A 16,901-nucleotide genomic window follows, 5' to 3' on the forward strand; every position below is an offset into this window, starting at 1 on the left:
TTGTTCCACGGCTCGATCCCCGCGGACCTCCGCGCGATCATCCACGAGCACGCCACGACCTGGCGCGGCCAGGCCGAGGACATCTACGCCGGCTGCTCGGGCAACTTCACCATCGAACGCGTCCTGCACGACTCCGGGTTCCGGCTCCACAGCTGCGACGTGCAGCTGTACTCGTCGGCGATCGGCTGGTACTTCGCCGGGCAGGAGCTACCCATCACGATCCGTCCCGAGTCGGCGGACGAACTCGGCTGGCTGGCCCCGTACATGGACGGCCGGGCCGGCACGCTCGCGGTAGTGCTGCTTGGCTCCCGCTTCTTCCAGTGGCTCGGACGCGGGGACCATCCGTACTACGGCCGGATGCTGGCCGCGTACCGGCAACAGTTCCCGCAGCTGCACGCGAAGACGGTCGCGAAGATCGAGACGCTGCCGCTGCGGCTCGCCTCGTACGCGCCGATGGACGTGAACCAGTGGCTCGCCGAACAGGTCCCGGCCGAGGCCCCGGTGGTCGCCTTCCCGCCGTTCTATGCGGGGGACTACGAGGGCCAGTTCGCGGCCCTGGACAAGCACTTGGACTGGCCGGCGCCGGAATACCCGACGCTGGACGACGCCGCGAAACAGACCCTGGTCGAACGCATCACCGACCGGCCGCACTGGGTGCTCGGCCTCCACTTCGACGTCGAGGAGCTGCGTGAGCACCTGCGCGGTCAGGTGCAGACGGCCAACCGCGGGCTGCCGATCAACGTCTACGCGTCGGTCCCACGCTCGCGGATCGTGCGCCCGAACCAGCGGCTGGAGTCGGTACGCGCACCGCGGCTCGTACCGGGCCAGGAGCTCGGTGGGACGCTGAGCCTCGCGCCGCTGTCGATGGGGCAGTTCGCGACGCTGCGGTCGCAGTACATGAACCACAACATCCGCCCGGGCACGCCGACTATGGCGCTCGCTGTCCTTGTCGACGGGGTCGTGGTGGGCGCGTTCGCGTTCTCGACGCCTAAGTACGACCCGCACAACGTGTACCTGCTGTCGGACTTCCCCGTCACGCCGACGTCGTACAGGCGGCTGGCCAAGCTCGTCCTGTACGCGGCGCTGTCGACCGAGGCGCAGTTCCTCGCGCAGCGCGCCATGAACACCCGCCTGACCCGGCTGAACACGACGGCGTTCACGCAGCGGCCGGTGTCGATGAAGTACCGCGGGCTGCTGCGGCTGAACTCGCGCAAGGACTCCACCGATCCCGCCTACCGCTACCAGCTCGACTACGGCTCCGAGCTGGGGCGTTGGTCGCTGGCCGAAGGACTCGCTCAGTGGAGGAGCAAGCACGGACAGAAAGAGGGGGAACCCCGTTGAGCGATCCACTCAAGCCCCGCATGGTCGAGGGCGACCCACGCGAGCTGACGCTGCTGGACATCAACGCACGCTTCATGCGGCACGAACAGTTCCAGCGCCTGGTCGCCAACATCCGGGACGACGGCGCGCTGACCTCGACGCCGCTGGTGTGGAACGACACGGAGACCGGCCGCCGCATCGTCCTGTCGGGCAACCACCGCACCAAGGCGGCGATCGAGGCCGGCCTGGAGCGCATCTGGTGGATGGAGATCGTCGAGCCGCTTCCCCGGCAGCGGCAGATCGCGCTGCAGCTCGCCCACAACGCGATCACCGGCGAGGACGACCCGGCCACCCTCAAGGCCCTGTACGAGGAGCTGGAGGACGTCTCCATGCGCCTGTACTCCGGGCTTGACGACAAGACCCTCGAACTCCTCGACGAGATCACCGTGCCAAGCCTCGCGGAGGCGAACCTGGACTTCGCGACCGTGCAGATCGTCTTCCTGCCGGACGAGAAGGAGACCGCGGAGAAGGCCCTGGAGGCCGCTCGGAAGGCGGCGTCCGCCGACGCCCGCTGGCTGGCCCACATCGCGCAGTACGAGGGCGTGCTGGACACCCTCGACACGACGAAGGGTGCGCACAACATCGGCAACGTCGCCGCCGCGTTCGCGATCACCCTCGCGATCGTGGAGCGGCACCTCGGCGAACTCGCTGAGGGCTGGTACGACCCGGACGAGCAGACCGCCACCCGCAAGGGCACCGCTCCCATCGAGACGGTGCTCGCCACCCGCACCATGCCGGCCGACGCCGCAGCCGTCGTGCAGCGCGCCATCGACCGGATGGAGCGGGACGGCGACATCGAGACGGGGCAGCGGTGGCGGGCCCTGGAGCTGTGGGCCGCCGACTACCTGGCAGGTGCGGCGTGACCCAGCCCGACGTGCGAGTCGGCCAGGTGTGGGCCGACAACGACAAGCGCAGCGAAGGTCGCACCGTACGCGTCGACGAGGTCGACGTCCGCTACACGTACTGCACGGTCCTCACTTCCGCTACGCCCGGCGGCCGGACCGGGCAGCGGACCCGGATCGCGCTGGAGCGGATGCGTCCGACGAGCACCGGCTACCGGCTGCTGGACGGTGCCCCGTGAACGGGGAGCTGTACCGCAAGCTGCTCACCGAACGGTACGGGCCACTCGACCGGCTGGAAGCCGAGCGCTTCCCGGTGGCCGTCGACCGGGCGGAGCCAGTGAGCGGTGCGAGTGAGGAGCAGTGGCGACGCAAGGTCCGTGAGATCGCCGCTCGGTACGGCTGGCGGCTGCAGTACCACACGGCGGACTCCCGACGCTCCGACCCGGGCTGGCCGGACGAGGTCTTCGGGCACCTCGGCCAGCGCCGCACGCTGTTAGTCGAGTTCAAGACCGACACCGGGCGGCTCCGCCCGGCCCAGCGCGAGTGGCTCTCCCACCTGGCCGACAGCGGCTTCGAGGTCGCCGTCTGGCGGCCTCGCGATCTACACACCGTGCTGCGCGTCCTCGGCCCTGAGCGGCAGCGCGCCACCCTCCCGCCGAACTTCCGGAGGCCACCCCATGAACGGCTCACTCGCCGACGAGCTGAACCGGCTCCATGCCGAGATCGACCACCTGACCACGGTCCACCGCACCGCCGCCGGCATGGCCCGGGCCCTGACCGATCATCTCGCGGACGAGCCGTTCCGCCTCGCCGACCAGCTCGCCCGCCTCCTCGACGGCGACCTCGAACCCGACGACGTGATTGAAGGGACCGCATAGTGAACTTGGCCAAGGACTCCTCGTCGTGGGAGCGCACGGTCTCCGTCACCCCGCTGCCCGACTCGGTACGCCGCAAGGCCGCCCTCCAGGTCGCTGCCCGCGCATCCGGTCGGAACGAATGTCGCGACCTCCTGGAACACCTGGGGCTCCGTGATCCGACGCTCCGCAGAATGACGGGATGACCGACATCGTGGAAGCGCAGTGGCAGAGACTTCTCACGACCGCGGGTGAGCCCGAACTGCCCGCGGGAACACCTCCCCTTGAGCCGTTCCTGACGCTGGTGCGTGCGGCGTACGCGGAGCCGCTGCTCAGGCAGCTGTATCCCTGGACGAGCCATTGGCGTCTCGGCTTCAGCCGGTGCACGGCCTTCCCCTTCACCATGGACATTCCCCTGGTCTACGGGTGCAGCGTCGGCGGGTATCGGGTCGAGCAACCGAAGTCTGGCCCGTACGACACGGAGTGGATCGGGGACACGAGCACCGCGCAGGAGGCCGTGGCCATGGTCGTCGAGCGGCTGCCTCCGGGCTGCGGCCCAGCCTTCATTGGCACTACAGAGGACCTCGCCGCGTACGAGAGGACGCAAGACACCAGGTAGGAGCACGACGATCGGATGGCGGAGAGCGCCGAGGCATGGGAGCGGCGGTCGGGTGAATCGTCCGCCGCGTGGGAGGCGTTTGCCTGCTACCGAGACCTCGGCCTGTCCCGCAGCATCGGCAAGGTCGCCGAGCGGTTGGCGAAGTCCCGCACCCTGATCGAGCGCTGGTCGACGGCCCACCGCTGGGTACTGCGCGCCGAGGCATGGGACCGGGAGCAGGACCGGCTCTGGCGCGCCGAGCGGCACCAGGCCGCCCGGGAGGTAGCGCGCCGGCACGCCCGCCTCGCGTCCGCCGCGCAGTCGAAGATTGTCGCCCAGCTCCAGCAGCTCGACCCCGCGCGGCTGAGCCCTTCGGATGTGATCCGCTGGCTGGAGATCACGATCCGTATCGAGCGCCAGGCGTACGGCATGGACCTGGCCGACACCACTGCGAACTCCGCGGGCCCGGAGGCGACGGACGTCTCCGGCCTGACGGACGAGGAGCGCCGCGCTCGCATGGAGCAGCTCCGCCGCGAACTGGAATCTCGCATCGGCACCCTCGGCGGTGAGCAGTCTTGACTCCCGATCCGTTCGGCGCGCTGCCGAACCCGGCCGGCATGTCCGACGCCGAGCTGCACGCCGAGATCACCGCACTGATCGAGGCCGACGCCGCCTCGTCGCGCCGCTGGGCCTGCGACCGCCCCGGCTGCGGCGGCCTGCCCCACGAGGGCTGGCTGCACCACCACGCCCGCGCCGCCCAACGCCTCCCGCAGGGGGCCTGGGCGGCCTGGATGATGCTGACGGGCCGAGGCTGGGGGAAGACGAAATCCGCTGCTGAGGCCGTACGCGAGTGGACGAGCACGCCGGGCACGATGATCGCGGTCGTCGCGAAGAACGCCACGCTCGTGAAGGAGATCTGCTTCGAGTCCCCCAAGTCCGGCCTCCTCGCGGTCATCCCGCCCGAGGACATCCGCCGCTACAGCCCCGGCAACGGCCTGACCACCCTCCGCCTGACCAACGGCTCCGCGATCTACGGCTTCGGCGCCGAGACCCCCGACAACCTCCGCGGCTTCGCCTTCGACAAGGGCTGGCTCGACGAGTACGCCGCCTGGAACCGCCACACCGCCCAGTCGGTGTACGACATGCTGTGGTTCTGCCTGCGTGAGGCCCCGACCCCGCAGGTCGTCATCTCCACCACCCCCAAGCCGCTCCCCCACGTCAAGCGCCTCGTCGAGCGCGGCCGCCACCCCGGCTCCACCGTGGTCCTGACCACCGGCCGCACCGAGGACAACCGCGCCAACCTCTCTCCAGCCGCCCTCGCCGAACTCGACTCCGAGTACGGCGGCACCCGCCTGGGCCGCCAGGAGCTGGACGGCGTCCTCCTGGAGGACGTGGAGGGCGCGCTGTGGAAGCAGTGGATGTTCGAGGTGGAGGGCTTCCGCATCACCCGTACCGCAGTCCCGCCGCTCGACCGCCTGGTCGTCGCCGTCGACCCCGCAGTCACAACCACCGACTCCGCCGACCTGACCGCCTTCACGGTGGCCGGCCGCTCCTACCCGCTGGAGCAGATGTACGGCGACCGCCGCCCCCGCGGATACGTCCTCCACGCCGAACAGGACCGCCACACCCCAACCGCCGCGATGCGCCGTGCCGCCGCCCTTTACCACGAGCACCAGGCCGACTGCGTGGTCATCGAAGCCAACAACGGCGGCGACTACCTCCCCGCCCTCCTCGCCGAGATCGACCCGACCGTCCCCTGCCGCGTCGTCCACGCCACCCGCGGCAAACGCGCCCGCGCCGCCCCGGTCGCGATGCTCTACGAGCAGTCCCGCATCACCCACGCCGGCCCGCCCCGCACGCTCGCCGTGCTGGAGGAGCAGATGACGACGTACGTCGGCGCCTCGGAGGCCGAGGAGAAGTCCCCGGACCTCCTCGACTCCTGCGTCTGGGCGCTCACCGACCTGTTCCTTGCCGGAGACACGGGACGTCCGGCCGCACCATCAGATCACCGGCTCACGGGACGACGGTAAGAGGTTGACGGCGGACGAAAAACACATTGGCCGACCGCCGCCCGGGCTGCGAGCATGCCCCTGTTTCCCCAGCGGAGGACATTTGTTCGTTTTCGTGTGTGCGGGGTGCGGTGCCGAGCTGACCGCCCCGCTGTCCCAGGTCGCCCTGCCGGCACATGCCCATCAGCAGTACGGGAACGGGCTTCAGCTCCCTGTGCTCATGGAGTCGGGCACGTTCGCCGTGGACCCGGAGCCCTGGGGGCCGCCGTGGCGGACGTGGGAGGAGATCGATCCGGACGAGGCGGCGGCCCGCGGCGTCTACGCGCCGGTCCACGCCCTGTCCGACGGCGCGCCCGGCGCGATCGTCATCGCCCCCGGGGATACCCGCGGCACCCTGCTGATCCCGGAGAAGGGAGGCGGCTACTGTTGCGGCCTCGACGGGGCCGACGGCCCCAACATGGCCTGCGAGGCGTGCGGCCTGCCCGTGGCGAGCCGGATCGACGACTGCTCGCTCTGGCAGGCGGTGTGGCTCGCCCCGAACGCCGTGCGCCGCCTCCCCGTCGACGACGCCGACGCCGCACCGCTGTCCTGGGAGGAGTTGATGGTGGAGGGGAAGGGTACGCCCCCATTCGAGCCGATCGCCGCGTGGGGAGCACGGATGAGGGCGGGCTACTGGTCGAACCACTGGTGGTCCTGGAGCCCGCAATGGGAGGCGGCAGCCGGGCGGGCACTCGCCCACCTACTGGCGGCCTCGGAAGGCCAGCGGGTGACCGTCCCGGACGGCCTGATCGCGGAAATGTTCCAGCGCGCCCTCGACGCCCTGTTGCCCGCGGGTGGGCAGGCGCGGCGGGCCGTCCTGGCCGGACCGGGACGGCCCGCCCCTGGCGCGGGCGCCGGCATCCTCCTCGTGCCGGTCCATCCGCAGACGGGCGAGATCTGGACCCCGGCCGACCCGGCCACCTCGGCGTACGCGGTGCCGCTGCCGTTCGGGGTATGGCTGTGGCTGGCCTTCCCCGAACCGTGCCTGCCCGTCCCCGCGTCGGGCAGCATGCCCGACGGCGTCCTCCGAGACGACCCGCCCGCATCACTCCCCCGTCACCTGTTCCGGGCCGATCCGGAAGTGTTCCGGCACACCCTGGTCCGGCTGCCGGCCGTCCGCAGCCCGCACCTGCGCGAGATCCTCGAGAACCTCACGCAGTACATGCACTCCCGGCTCTTCTAGTCGGCCGGCAGGAGGCACCGGCACCCGATCTCCGGCCTGTCCGGTGCCCGTGCTGCCGCAATCAATCAGTGCCGGCCAGTGGCGCCTCCCGAAGTGGGCGGGCATCTGCTGTCCGTCCGTTCTCATGGACATAACCAGAGCGATACGGCGGCGCACGACATCAAGCCCTCGTGGATACACCCTCACGCGAGGTGTGTGGTGAAGACGTCCGCGTCAGAGTTCTGGGGCGAGGATGGTCAGTCGTAGAAGCGCAGCCAGGGCCGTCACCATCGGCACGACGAACCACCATCGTCGCAGCCACTGTGCCTTCACGAACAGCACGGTCAGCAGTGCCACGACGACGGTCACCCCCAGCGCCGTGCCCGCAGCGAAGCCCGAGTGGGAGGCCGTCTCCGTGTCCCAGGGACCCGCCGGCTCGGCCGCGTAGGCAAGGAGGAGCAGGTACGCCGTGACGAAGTGCGCCACCAGGAGCACCACGGCGCACACGGCGGAACCGATCCGGCCGGGGGGCCTCCCCGAAGCATCGCGGCGCCCTGGTGCAGCAGGGCTCGTGACGTCGTTCACCGCAGCGCCTCCTTGGCCTGATCCAGCCTGTTGTCGAAGCCACGACCGTAAGCCTGGGCTGCGTCGGTCTCGTAATAGGGGCCCCCGTTGTAGCGGGCGGCCAGCTCCTGCATCTGCGCGCGTGTCATCTGCTCCGGTGGTACGTCGGCGAAGCTGCTCTCGGCTTTCAACTGGGCAAGGTACTCGGAGGCGATGAAGATGTTCGTGCCGGGATCCTTGATCGCGTTCACCACGGTGCTCCGCTGGAGATCCGTGAGACTGTGCGGATCGTAGCCGAGTACCTCGGCGGCGCGCCGCACCTGGATGGCCATGGGCCCCATGGAGGTCCGGTCAGGATCCTCACTGCCCGGAATGATCTGTCGGCCCTCGTAGGCCAGGTCGTCCAGCAGGCCGGGGTCCCCTTCGACCTCCTGCCAGGCGATGCCTGCGACCATCACCGGCGGAAGCCCTGAATCCTCGGCGGCTGCCCTGATGAGCTCCTTGTTCGCGGAGATGTACGAGCGGCGCCCCTCGTCGTCGTTCGACGGGAGCCAGTAGTTGTTGCCCTGTCCTTCGGGCAGGCTGTCCACGCGCGTCCGGATGCGGTAGAGCGTTTCGGAGACGACCACGTCACGGCCCATGGTGGGGATCGTGTCGACCTTGGGTCCGGAGCCCGGCAGTTGTGTGTTCGGGTCGTCGCTCGCCTCGCGGGCCTCCCTCTGCAGGGGCCCGAGGTTCTTCAGGAACTCGGCCGCGTCGGGCAGAGTCCCCTGGTAGTCGGGTATCGACTTGTACGCCGCCCTGAGGTCGGCAACGCACAGCTCCCGCGCGGCGGACTCGACGCGGAGCGCGTCACCGTAGTGGTCCTTGGTCTGGTTGTAGTAGCGCTCGGCGTCTTCCCGGATCGCGTCGACGTCCACGGTCACTTCGGCGAGCCAGTCCAGCACCCCCGTGCTTGCACGCAGATCCTCCCACTGCCGCAAGGGCTCTGCTGCCCGCGCGGTGGGAGTGATGGCCTGAGCTTCACGGGCCATGAGCTCGGAGAGTCTGCCCTCGGTGTGCTGTCCGTTCTTGTAGTGCACCTTGGCGGTGGTGACCGCGTCGGCGTACCTGGCCAGCGCGGAGCCGGCCTTGCGGAAGGCTTCCGAGAGCGCATCGGCCAGGCTCTTGCTCTCACCGAGCCTCCTGACGTAGAGGTCGCGGGCCTCGCTCACCCAGTCGACCTTTCCGGCCTTGCGGAAGGCGTCGTCCGTCGACTCGATGAGTGTATGGAGGCGCCGGAACTCGGCGGCGTTGCGATCGATGAGCGTCGGGTTCGCGTCCTCGAGGAACTGGACGTCGTCACGGTATGCCACAGCGGATCACCTGTTCTCCGGCGGCACGAAGCGGCCGCAGTCCAGCATGGCGTTCATCTGGCCCTGTACGCCCTTGTCCACGGTCGTGTAGTCGTTGCCGGCGGACTTCAGCTTCGTCGACAGGGATGCGAGCAGCGCGACCATGTCGTTGTACTGGTCCTTGGCAAACCGGGCGAGCGTGTCCACCTGCGCGGCGACCTCCGTGTGCGCGCGGGGCGCGCGGGCCTGGGTCGCGTTCTCGCCGTCCATGCGGCCCTCGTAGAGGAGTCCGGCGATCTCCATGAGCAGGTGTGAACTGCCATCGAGTGACGCCGCATTGACCGAGTACCCGTCGCCCCTGCCAGCCGGACCCCCTGGGTGGTCGCCACCTGTCGGCGCCTGGTTGAGTTGCATCTGCGCAGCAGCTTGCCGTCGGGCGAGCGCAGCCTCCTTGAGGCCGGCCCATTCCTCTTCGAACGACATCGCTCTCGCCCCCGTGAGTCTGACCATGTACTTACATGCGAACATGAGTGCGCACCCGGTCAGGGTGCCACATCGGTTTCTGCGCGTCATGGGCGACATCACGCCTTCGAACTGTGCTGGCTGATACGACGTTTGGCTGGGGAATCCGACCTGACAGGTTGTCGGGCCTCTGCAGGCGGAGCAATGGCGAGCGGCCGTCGTCCTGCGAGGCCAGCAAGACGCTGGACGCGGTACGGGCCGCAGTGCTCCGCCAGCCCCACGCCGAACGCCCGGTCAACTCCTCGACCGGCTGGTGGATTACCGATCGAGGTGAGAAGCCTCGGGGTGCGCGCATTAGGCTCCGCCGACTTCTGACGACCGGCAGGGAGCGGTGTATGCGACGGTTGCGCGACTTGATCATCGATACCTGGGGGGCGTTGTCCTACAAGCCGGCGTTTCGACAGGCCGCAGACTGCCGTCTTGGACACCTGCCCGGCCATGTCGGCGCATCCTGGGTGCCGGAGGCCGATATTCGTCGCCTCACCGCATACACGGTGCTCGCCGCGTACGACACCAACCAGGCCGCCGCCCTGCTCGGCGAGGACGGTACAGACCGGCGCGAGTACGGGGATCCGACGCTGGTTGTCGACCAGACCTTGACGCACCTCATCGGCGAGACGCAGCAGATCGTCGTTGGCGGGGCGGACGACAGCGAGGTGGCACGTGCGGCCGAGTCCCTGCTGCGGGAGTGGGCAGAGCACGAGCATCTGTGGATGCGGATGCAGCACGCCGAGCGCAATGCCGTCCTGCTCGGCGACACCGTGTACCTGTTGGCGTGGTCGCGGGCGAAGGGACGCCCGACCCTGAAGACGATCGACCCGGGCTTCTACTTCCCCGTGCTGCCCGACGACGCCGTCGACGCGGACGAGTACCCGACGCGAGTCCACCTGGCGTGGGAGACACCGGCCGATCCGGCATCGGGCCGGAAGGCCACGCTGCGCCGTGTCACGTACGAGCTCGGGCCGGTCGATGCCGACTCCAACGCGGCCCGCACGTATCCGTGGTCCGCGCGGCCCGCCGACATCACCTGCTACCTGACGGATGCCGAATGGGACCTGGAGCAGGTCGACCGCGCGGGCGCCATCGACGCGCTCTCGTTGCGCCGAGCCCGGTTCCGTACCAACGCGGACGGGGAGCTGCTCGACCGGCTCGACCTGCACATCGACTTCATCCCGATCGTCCATGTACCGAACACCATCAACGGCGCCGAGCACTTCGGCCAGTCGACCTTGCTGAAGGCCACTCAGCTCCTCGACGATCTGGGCGCTGCCGACACGGACAGCCAGCGTGCCTCGGCGACCACCGGTTCACCGATCATCGGCCTCTCCGGCGCCCGGCTGCCGGTCGACCGTGCTTCGGGCCGACCACTGCCGGTACAGGTGGAGCCGGGAATGGTCTGGCCACTCGGCGAGACCGGCCAGCTCACCACGGTGGACACCTCGGCCCAGCTCTCCGAACTCCGCGCCTATGTGGAGGCACTACGCGACCGGCTGTCAGTGGTCACCCGGCTTCCGGCCAGCGTGCTCGGCACCATGGATGCCGCGCAGGCGGCCTCCGGCTACGCGATGCAGCTGAGCTTCGGTCCGCTGGACGCCATGGTCCGCTCCATGCGGCTCGCGCGGGCGGCCAAGTATCCGCTGCTGCTGAAGATGGTGCTCCGCCTCTACCAGGCCGCCGGTGTGCTGCCGCCGGGGCAGCAGCCGCACGCGTCCATCACCTTCGGCTCCTATCTGCCGACCGATCAGGCCAGCGTCCTCGACCTGGTGGTCAAAGGTGTCACGGCCGGTGTCCTCTCCCTTGAGACGGGAGTGCGCATGCTCGTGGACGCCGGCTTCCCCATCGAGGACGCGGCAGAGGAGGTCGCCCGTATCTGGGAGCAGCGCGAGACGGAGCTCGGGACTGGCGGGACCGTCAACGAGATGTAGTCGGCCATGGCCTCGTCCCGATCCACGGCGAGCATCGCAGCACAAGGCACTCACTCACGCCGACGGTGCAGTGAAGGTTAGACTCCGCCCGACGCGGGGGCGTCTGGGCAAGGAGTCTGCCCATGACCGTACGAACACGACCGCCGCTGCCGCTCGCACCGCTCGGCTACCGTCGCGACGGCCGCCCCATCTTCCCGATCCTCGGCGCTTCCCCCGACGACCCTGGGAACTCGCCGACCGGGGAGACGGCACTGGACGGCGCCGACACCACAGCGGTGACCATCCCGCAGGAGGAGCTGTCCCGCCGCTTCGCCCGCGAGAAGGACCAGGGCCGCCGCGCCGGCGTACGTGACCTGCTCAGCCAGCTCGGTTTCGAGTCGGCGAAGGCCCTGACGGAGTACGTGCAGGCCCAGCGCGAGGCTGACCAGCAGCAGAAGGACGCTGAGCAGGCCCGTCTCTCGGAGGCGGAGCGCCGGGAGCAGACCGCCGCGGAACGCGAGCGGCAGGCGCAGGAACGCGAGGCCGTGGCCGTCGCCCGGGAACGAGACGCCGCACGCCGCGCCGTGCTGGTCGGCCTGGGCGCCACCGGCACCGAACTGGAGGACGCCGTCGTCCTGCTCGGCCGCCTCGTCGACCCGGATGCGGACGACACCGCACTGGCCCGGGCCGCCGACGAGCTGAAGGAGCGCCGCCCGGAACTCTTCGGCCAGCCGGCTCCGCAGCCACCCGCGGCCCCGCCCTCGGGCAGCCCCTCCAACATCCCCGGTCGCTCGGGCGGAACTCCGCCCCGCCCGGGCCAGTTTGGCCTGGACATCGCCCGCCGCCGCGGCCACCTCAAGAGCTCCTGACTGCGGCACGCCTTCGGGGACCGCGCCCCGCCCCCATCCCCGCGGACGACGGCACCGCCCGGTGTCCGTACAGACTCGCCGCCGCATGGCCTGCCCGGAGGAACCTGGCGTGGATCTTCAGCTGACCACCTACTCCGAGTCCGCCACCGCCGACCGCCCCTGGCTGGCATCCCGGCATGGACTCGACACCCCACTCACCATCACCCTCGACACCACGCTCTTCACCGAGGGCACCCACTACACCCCACCCGCCCCCGGACAGCCCCGCAACGTCATGAGGTCCGGCGTCCCGCTGGGCCGCCTGACCGCGACCGGCCTGTACGGGCCGTGGGACGCAGCTGCCACCGACGGCCGCGCCGCCTTCACCGGCGTCCTCCTCGCGGACGTCGCCTTCGCCCCGGGCAGCGGACATGCCGGCGCGGCCCTGCTCTGGCACGGCGTGATCGCCGCCGCCCACGTACCCGGCGGACTCGACCCGGCCACCATCACCGCCTCTGCCGCGCAGATCCACTTCGTCTGACGCCCGCGACCTGCTGAGGAGCCCCGCCCACCATGCTCGACACCCTGCTGCGCGACATCGACGCGGCCGACCTCAACGCCTTCGCCCGCACTATGACCACCCCGGCCGACTTCGAGCTGACCCGCGCCGTCATGCCCGAACGACGCCTGAACTCAGTCAAGTTCCGCATCAAGAGCAGCAAGCGGCGCGTGAACGCCGCGAAGTTCCGCGCGTATGACGCCGAGACTGCCGTCGCCCGCCGTCAGGCCGAGAAGATCATCACTGAGGGCATGCTGCCGCCCCTCGGTCAGAAGCTGATCGTCGGCGAGCTGGAGCAGATCCTCCTGGACACGTCCCGCGGCGCCGACGCTTCGGAGTTCGTCGAGCTGCTCTACGACGACATCGAGCGGCACGTCGAGTCCATCCACAACCGCATGGAACTCGCCGCCGGTGACCTCCTCATCGACGGCAAGTTCAGCCTCAACGGCGAGAACGGGCTCACCCTGGAGGCCGACTTCGGCGTCCCCGCCGCCAACATGCCCACTGCCGCAAAGCCCTGGTCCGACCCGACCAGCGACCCCATCGCCGACGAACTGCGCTGGATCGAGTACCTCCGTTCCATCGGCGCCCCGCTCCCGGCCCGCGTCATCACCTCATACAAGGCCCGCGCGACCCTGGCGGCGAACGACGCGTACCGCGCGGCGTACTACGGCAGCGTCAACGGCTCCACCACCCCGACCGCGGTCCTCGCCCCCAACGAGGTCGAGGTCGTCCGCGCCCGCTACAACCTCCCGCCGATCACCGTCTACGACGTGCAGATCTCCGTCGACGACACCTACCAGCGCGTGATCCCGGAAGACCGCTGGATCCTGCTGCCGCCGAACCCGGAGTCCTGGGCGGAGACCCAGTACGGCATCACCGCCGAGTCCCTGGTGCTCACCTCCGGCACCAACCCGGCCATCACCCGCGAGGACGCCCCCGGCATCGTCATCACCGCCGGCCACCAGGACGACCCGGTCCAGGTCTGGACGAAGGGCTCCGCCGTCGCCATGCCCGTCCTCTACGTCCCCGACATCCACATCACCGCGAAGGTCCTGTGATGCCCGCCGCCACCCGCACGCTCACCGCTGCGGTCTTCGTCACCGACCCGAAGACCCACGAGACGCTGCTCCTCCAGCCCGGAGCACAGGTCAGCGAACCGGCGATCGCCGAGCAGATCACCCACCCCGATGCCTGGGCACCGGGGGAACCACCCCGCCGATCCAGCGCGACCAAGGCTGGAGCATCGTGAGCCTGGCCGATGCCGAGTACGCCTACCTCCGATCCGAGCTCGGTGAAGCGGACCGCGCCGACCTCGCTGCCCGCTACCAGCGCCTCGGTTCGCTCCGGGCCGTCGCTGTCGAGGTCCTCCGTGAGCGCAAGGCGGCGCTCGTCTCCGACCCCTTGGCAGTGACGGTGCAAGGCATCGCCACCGTGAACAACGCGGAGAACGTCAGAGCGCTGGAACGGCAGATCACAGCGCTGGAAGACGCCAAGCTGGAGGAGAGCGCGTTCGCCACCCCGGCCCCACTTCTGCGCCGCCGCAGCCGCTGAAGTGCTCGGCCTGGGCACCGGACTGCTTGAAGCCCCTGCCGCTTGCGCCGACGTACCCGTACGGAGCTGATCACACGGTGCGGTCAGCCGAGTTCGCCGGTATCCAGCAGCTCATCCATGGCATCCTGCTCACGTCGGAGGACGATGCAGCCGTCGCCCCGGCTGTACGCAAGGATGCGGCTTCCCGGGGACAGACCTGCCTCGGCAAGGAGCCCGAGGGGCAGGGAGACGGTTCCGTCCTCACCGATGGTGACCTCGGCTGGTTCCCGCAGCGTGCCGCCCACCCTCTCACAGGGCGAGCGCTGCCGGACCAGCGGGCGCCGGTCTGCCCCGCCACGTCGCGGTCGCAGCGAAACCAGGAAGCCCGTCGGGCATGGGCCTAGACTTTCGGAGCAATGACCAAGCAGCTCCCTCAGCCGGACCCTGCGCCCTGGACACCCCCCGAGGGCTCCTGGGCGTCCTCCGCTGCGAACCGCCGAAGCATGCTCGGCAACCGCAATCGCGACACCTCACCTGAACGCGCCTTGCGGTCTCTCGTCCACGCTGCCGGCCTGCGCTACCGCGTCGCAGCCAAGCCTCTGCCATGCATGCGACGCACCGCCGACATGGTGTTCCGCCCGGTACGCGTCGCCGTTTTCGTCGACGGGTGCTTCTGGCACGGGTGCCCCGAGCACTTTGTGCTGCCGAAGACGAATCCTGACTACTGGCGCGACAAGATCGGGCGCAACGTCCAACGCGATCGCGACACAGACGCCCGCCTCGATGAAGCAGGCTGGCTGGTCCTGAGGTTCTGGGAGCACGAATCGGCAGAGGCGTGTTCGCGGGCCGTCTACGAAGCAGTCGCGGCCCGGCGGGCGGCTTTGGCCAGCGGCAGGTCTTGATGACGGCTGATCGCCAGTAGCGCTGCGGCTTGGAGCCAGGGCCCGGCGATCTGCACGGAAGTCCCGGACTCACCGGCCCCAGCGTCCCCTACGCTGTTGCAGGGGATTACAGCGGCGGGCGCTGCTCGATTAGAAGATAGACACTGCTGGTACTGAAGCAGTCACGATGGGCGAGACATGCAGTCACTAGCTGTTTCTCAACCGTCGGGCGTTCGATGACGTCCCGTACGGTGTCCTGGATCAGGTGACGGAGTCCGGGAGTGGGCATGGGAACGGGGCCCTGTTCATAGCGTGTCGGTTGTCTAAGCCAGCCACGCGAGGAACAAAGCCCCGTCATGCAGAACGCTACCGTCGTCCTGTCCGATCGTCCGTTGCCCGACCTGCGGTTCGCCGCGGAGTGTGACTGTCTCGCTCACTTGTACGGCAATGCCGGTGACCGGCCGCTGCGGGCCCGCGTCTACGCGACCGATCTGACGGACGAGGAATGGCAGATCGTCCGGCGGGTGATGCCTGTGCCGGGCTGGCTGTGTGGCCGCGGGGGCAACCCGGAGGGTTTCTGCCACCGCGAAATGATCGATGCGGTGCGGTACTTCGTCGACAACGGCATCGAGTGGAGGGCGATGCCGCCCGACTTCCCGCCCTGGTCGGCCGTCTACGCATTCCAGCATCGCTGGCACACGGACGAGCTCCTGGACGTGCTGCACGAGAGGCTGCGGGAGCAGGTACGCATCGTGGAAGGGCGGGACGATCCCGAGCCGAGTGCGGCGATCGTCGATTCCCAGTCCCTGCGCGGCGCCTCCACCCTGACCGGGGAGCGGCGCGGGTACGACGGGGCGAAGAATGTGTCGGGTTCCAAGCGTCACATCGCCGTGGACTGTCTGGGTCTGCTGCTGGTGGTGATGGTCACCGCCGCGGACCTGCAGGACCGCGACGCGGGTGTGGCCCTCCTGGAACGGGTGCGTTCCCTGTTCACGCGGGTGCGTCTGGTGTGGGCCGACAGCGGCTATGCGGGCGCCCTGGTGGATTGGGCCCTGCACGCCCTCGGCATGAAGGTCGAGGTGTCCCGCCGCGGCGACGACAGAGCCGGCTTCGTGGTGATCCCGAGACGTTGGGTGGTCGAGCGCACGTTCGCCTGGCTGGTGAACTGCCGTCGCCTGGTGCGTGATTACGAGCGCACCGCCGCCGCCCACGAGAGCTACGTGAAGTGGGCCATGGTCACCCTCATGACCCGCCGCCTGGCCGCCGCGGACCACGAGGCGGCCGCCGGACGGGCCCGGCGGGTGTGAGCGCCCGTCATCCTGCCGCGGTGAACTCCCGGCCGTCGGCGCTGGTCAGCCAGTCCCGCTGGACGAGCCGCTTGAGCTGACAGCGCACACCCTCCTGCCGACTGCGACCGGCCCCCTCACCGAACAATGCCTGGGCCACCTCCCGAGCCCGCACCGGTTCCTGCGCTTCCCTCACGAACTCGACGATCTTCGAGTAGAGGCCGGGCAGCCTGCTGGGATCGGAGTCCTCCTGCCGTTGCGGCACATACCGCGACTCACCTCCGGCTCCGGTTCCAGCGCCGGCACCTGCGCCGGCAGGGCTCCCTACCTCCGCGTCGGCCGGCGCCTCCCTGTTGTCGGACGGGCTGCAGGAAACAGCAGCCACACCGGCATCACCGCGCAGTTCCTGTTCGACCTCGTCCCAGATCTCGCTGCCGATACGCCAGCGGGCGATCTCCCTGTTCACCTGGGCCGCTTCCTCCTCCAGAGCGGTGATCCGCTGCCGGAGCTCGACGGCACGGGCTTCGAAGGCGCGCAGTCGGCGCGTCATGACAGCGGCGGGCGTGGGCACAGCAGAACCTCCGGG

The 16,901-nt window shown here is 69.7% G+C and carries 22 protein-coding genes and 1 pseudogene; 18 read left to right on the top strand and 5 right to left on the bottom strand.

What is annotated here, in order from left to right:
* The 10 genes and pseudogenes from DDQ41_RS12170 to DDQ41_RS12205 all read left to right on the top strand — a co-directional run bounded on the left by DDQ41_RS12170 (position 1) and on the right by DDQ41_RS12205 (position 6,905).
* A complete protein-coding gene (locus DDQ41_RS12170; RefSeq protein WP_109294517.1) occupies positions 1–1,341 on the top strand; it encodes a putative antirestriction adenine methyltransferase in 1,341 nt (446 codons plus the stop codon).
* On the top strand, positions 1,338–2,243 hold the full coding sequence (locus DDQ41_RS12175; protein WP_262508437.1) for a ParB/RepB/Spo0J family partition protein: 906 nt from the start codon (positions 1,338–1,340) through the stop codon (positions 2,241–2,243). Before DDQ41_RS12170 ends, DDQ41_RS12175 begins: the two co-directional genes overlap by 4 nt.
* Entirely contained in the window at positions 2,240–2,461 is a 222-nt protein-coding gene (locus tag DDQ41_RS31235) for a DUF6354 family protein (RefSeq protein ID WP_162602653.1), read from the top strand. The genes DDQ41_RS12175 and DDQ41_RS31235 overlap by 4 nt, the downstream gene beginning before the upstream one ends.
* Positions 2,462–2,559: 98 nt before the next feature.
* A pseudogene (locus tag DDQ41_RS33015) lies at positions 2,560–2,802 on the top strand (VRR-NUC domain-containing protein); the annotation flags it as partial.
* 97 nt (positions 2,803–2,899) lie between these two features.
* Positions 2,900–3,100: a hypothetical protein gene (locus DDQ41_RS32395; RefSeq protein WP_262508438.1), complete on the top strand. Its 201-nt coding sequence runs from the start codon at positions 2,900–2,902 to the stop codon at positions 3,098–3,100.
* Positions 3,100–3,282, top strand: a complete 183-nt coding sequence (locus tag DDQ41_RS12185; RefSeq protein ID WP_109294519.1) for a hypothetical protein — start codon at positions 3,100–3,102, stop codon at positions 3,280–3,282. The genes DDQ41_RS32395 and DDQ41_RS12185 overlap by 1 nt, the downstream gene beginning before the upstream one ends.
* The gene (locus DDQ41_RS12190; protein ID WP_223179123.1) at positions 3,279–3,695 is read left to right on the top strand and encodes a DUF6193 family natural product biosynthesis protein; all 417 of its coding nucleotides are present in this window, start codon (positions 3,279–3,281) and stop codon (positions 3,693–3,695) included. Before DDQ41_RS12185 ends, DDQ41_RS12190 begins: the two co-directional genes overlap by 4 nt.
* Positions 3,696–3,710: 15 nt before the next feature.
* Positions 3,711–4,253 carry a hypothetical protein gene (locus DDQ41_RS12195; protein WP_109294520.1) on the top strand — a complete coding sequence of 181 codons (543 nt, stop codon included), beginning with the start codon at positions 3,711–3,713 and terminating at the stop codon, positions 4,251–4,253.
* Positions 4,250–5,704, top strand: a complete 1,455-nt coding sequence (locus tag DDQ41_RS12200) for a phage terminase large subunit family protein (RefSeq protein WP_109294521.1) — start codon at positions 4,250–4,252, stop codon at positions 5,702–5,704. Before DDQ41_RS12195 ends, DDQ41_RS12200 begins: the two co-directional genes overlap by 4 nt.
* An 82-nt stretch (positions 5,705–5,786) precedes the next feature.
* The gene (locus tag DDQ41_RS12205; RefSeq protein WP_109294522.1) at positions 5,787–6,905 is read left to right on the top strand and encodes a hypothetical protein; all 1,119 of its coding nucleotides are present in this window, start codon (positions 5,787–5,789) and stop codon (positions 6,903–6,905) included.
* A 213-nt stretch (positions 6,906–7,118) separates the two neighbouring features.
* Here the strand turns inward: DDQ41_RS12205 and DDQ41_RS12210 are convergent, their stop codons facing one another.
* From DDQ41_RS12210 to DDQ41_RS31995, 3 genes are read right to left on the bottom strand one after another with little or no spacing between them, the layout of a single operon-like run.
* Positions 7,119–7,469: a hypothetical protein gene (locus DDQ41_RS12210; RefSeq protein ID WP_162602655.1), complete on the bottom strand. Its 351-nt coding sequence runs from the start codon at positions 7,467–7,469 to the stop codon at positions 7,119–7,121.
* The gene (locus DDQ41_RS12215) at positions 7,466–8,803 is read right to left on the bottom strand and encodes a lysozyme family protein (RefSeq protein WP_109294524.1); all 1,338 of its coding nucleotides are present in this window, start codon (positions 8,801–8,803) and stop codon (positions 7,466–7,468) included. The genes DDQ41_RS12210 and DDQ41_RS12215 overlap by 4 nt, the downstream gene beginning before the upstream one ends.
* A 6-nt stretch (positions 8,804–8,809) precedes the next feature.
* Positions 8,810–9,310 (bottom strand): hypothetical protein, encoded by a 501-nt coding sequence (locus DDQ41_RS31995; protein ID WP_217364431.1) that lies wholly within the window; start codon positions 9,308–9,310, stop codon positions 8,810–8,812.
* Between the two features lie 329 nt (positions 9,311–9,639).
* Here DDQ41_RS31995 and DDQ41_RS12225 point away from each other — a divergent pair, with 329 nt between their 5' ends.
* From DDQ41_RS12225 to DDQ41_RS12250, 6 genes are all read left to right on the top strand, one after another.
* Complete coding sequence (locus DDQ41_RS12225; protein WP_162602656.1) at positions 9,640–11,229, top strand: phage portal protein; 1,590 nt, start codon at positions 9,640–9,642, stop codon at positions 11,227–11,229.
* 122 nt (positions 11,230–11,351) lie between these two features.
* Positions 11,352–12,077: a hypothetical protein gene (locus DDQ41_RS12230; protein WP_109294527.1), complete on the top strand. Its 726-nt coding sequence runs from the start codon at positions 11,352–11,354 to the stop codon at positions 12,075–12,077.
* 109 nt (positions 12,078–12,186) lie between these two features.
* Positions 12,187–12,597 (top strand): head decoration protein, encoded by a 411-nt coding sequence (locus tag DDQ41_RS12235; protein WP_109294528.1) that lies wholly within the window; start codon positions 12,187–12,189, stop codon positions 12,595–12,597.
* Positions 12,598–12,629: 32 nt separating this feature from the next.
* Positions 12,630–13,676 (top strand): major capsid protein, encoded by a 1,047-nt coding sequence (locus DDQ41_RS12240; RefSeq protein WP_109294529.1) that lies wholly within the window; start codon positions 12,630–12,632, stop codon positions 13,674–13,676.
* Positions 13,676–13,867 (top strand): hypothetical protein, encoded by a 192-nt coding sequence (locus tag DDQ41_RS12245; protein WP_109294530.1) that lies wholly within the window; start codon positions 13,676–13,678, stop codon positions 13,865–13,867. Before DDQ41_RS12240 ends, DDQ41_RS12245 begins: the two co-directional genes overlap by 1 nt.
* Positions 13,864–14,169 (top strand): hypothetical protein, encoded by a 306-nt coding sequence (locus DDQ41_RS12250; RefSeq protein ID WP_109294531.1) that lies wholly within the window; start codon positions 13,864–13,866, stop codon positions 14,167–14,169. Before DDQ41_RS12245 ends, DDQ41_RS12250 begins: the two co-directional genes overlap by 4 nt.
* An 83-nt stretch (positions 14,170–14,252) precedes the next feature.
* Here the strand turns inward: DDQ41_RS12250 and DDQ41_RS12255 are convergent, their stop codons facing one another.
* On the bottom strand, positions 14,253–14,453 hold the full coding sequence (locus DDQ41_RS12255) for an AbrB/MazE/SpoVT family DNA-binding domain-containing protein (RefSeq protein ID WP_262508439.1): 201 nt from the start codon (positions 14,451–14,453) through the stop codon (positions 14,253–14,255).
* A 111-nt stretch (positions 14,454–14,564) separates the two neighbouring features.
* On the opposite strand from DDQ41_RS12255, the gene DDQ41_RS12260 reads away from it, so the two are divergent.
* A complete protein-coding gene (locus tag DDQ41_RS12260) occupies positions 14,565–15,050 on the top strand; it encodes a very short patch repair endonuclease (RefSeq protein ID WP_109294532.1) in 486 nt (161 codons plus the stop codon).
* 335 nt (positions 15,051–15,385) lie between these two features.
* Positions 15,386–16,336, top strand: coding sequence for an IS5 family transposase (locus DDQ41_RS12265; RefSeq protein WP_109294533.1), 951 nt, complete (start codon positions 15,386–15,388; stop codon positions 16,334–16,336).
* Between the two features lie 7 nt (positions 16,337–16,343).
* On the opposite strand, the gene DDQ41_RS12270 is transcribed toward DDQ41_RS12265, so the two are convergent.
* Complete coding sequence (locus DDQ41_RS12270) at positions 16,344–16,886, bottom strand: hypothetical protein (RefSeq protein ID WP_109294534.1); 543 nt, start codon at positions 16,884–16,886, stop codon at positions 16,344–16,346.
* Positions 16,887–16,901 lie beyond the last annotated feature (15 nt).

The sequence above is a fragment of the Streptomyces spongiicola genome (assembly GCF_003122365.1).
GTDB classification, from domain to species: domain Bacteria; phylum Actinomycetota; class Actinomycetes; order Streptomycetales; family Streptomycetaceae; genus Streptomyces; species Streptomyces spongiicola.

Excerpts from the sequence above, each read along its gene's own strand:
- DDQ41_RS32395 (WP_262508438.1), top strand. The coding sequence starts at position 2,900 with ATGAACGGCTCACTCGCCGACGAGCTGAACCGGCTCCATGCCGAGATC.
- DDQ41_RS12190 (WP_223179123.1), top strand. The coding sequence starts at position 3,279 with ATGACCGACATCGTGGAAGCGCAGTGGCAGAGACTTCTCACGACCGCG.
- DDQ41_RS12195 (WP_109294520.1), top strand. The coding sequence starts at position 3,711 with ATGGCGGAGAGCGCCGAGGCATGGGAGCGGCGGTCGGGTGAATCGTCC.
- DDQ41_RS31995 (WP_217364431.1), bottom strand. The coding sequence starts at position 9,310 with ATGTTCGCATGTAAGTACATGGTCAGACTCACGGGGGCGAGAGCGATG.
- DDQ41_RS12225 (WP_162602656.1), top strand. The coding sequence starts at position 9,640 with ATGCGACGGTTGCGCGACTTGATCATCGATACCTGGGGGGCGTTGTCC.
- DDQ41_RS12230 (WP_109294527.1), top strand. The coding sequence starts at position 11,352 with ATGACCGTACGAACACGACCGCCGCTGCCGCTCGCACCGCTCGGCTAC.
- DDQ41_RS12240 (WP_109294529.1), top strand. The coding sequence starts at position 12,630 with ATGCTCGACACCCTGCTGCGCGACATCGACGCGGCCGACCTCAACGCC.
- DDQ41_RS12245 (WP_109294530.1), top strand. The coding sequence starts at position 13,676 with ATGCCCGCCGCCACCCGCACGCTCACCGCTGCGGTCTTCGTCACCGAC.
- DDQ41_RS12260 (WP_109294532.1), top strand. The coding sequence starts at position 14,565 with ATGACCAAGCAGCTCCCTCAGCCGGACCCTGCGCCCTGGACACCCCCC.
- DDQ41_RS12265 (WP_109294533.1), top strand. The coding sequence starts at position 15,386 with ATGCAGAACGCTACCGTCGTCCTGTCCGATCGTCCGTTGCCCGACCTG.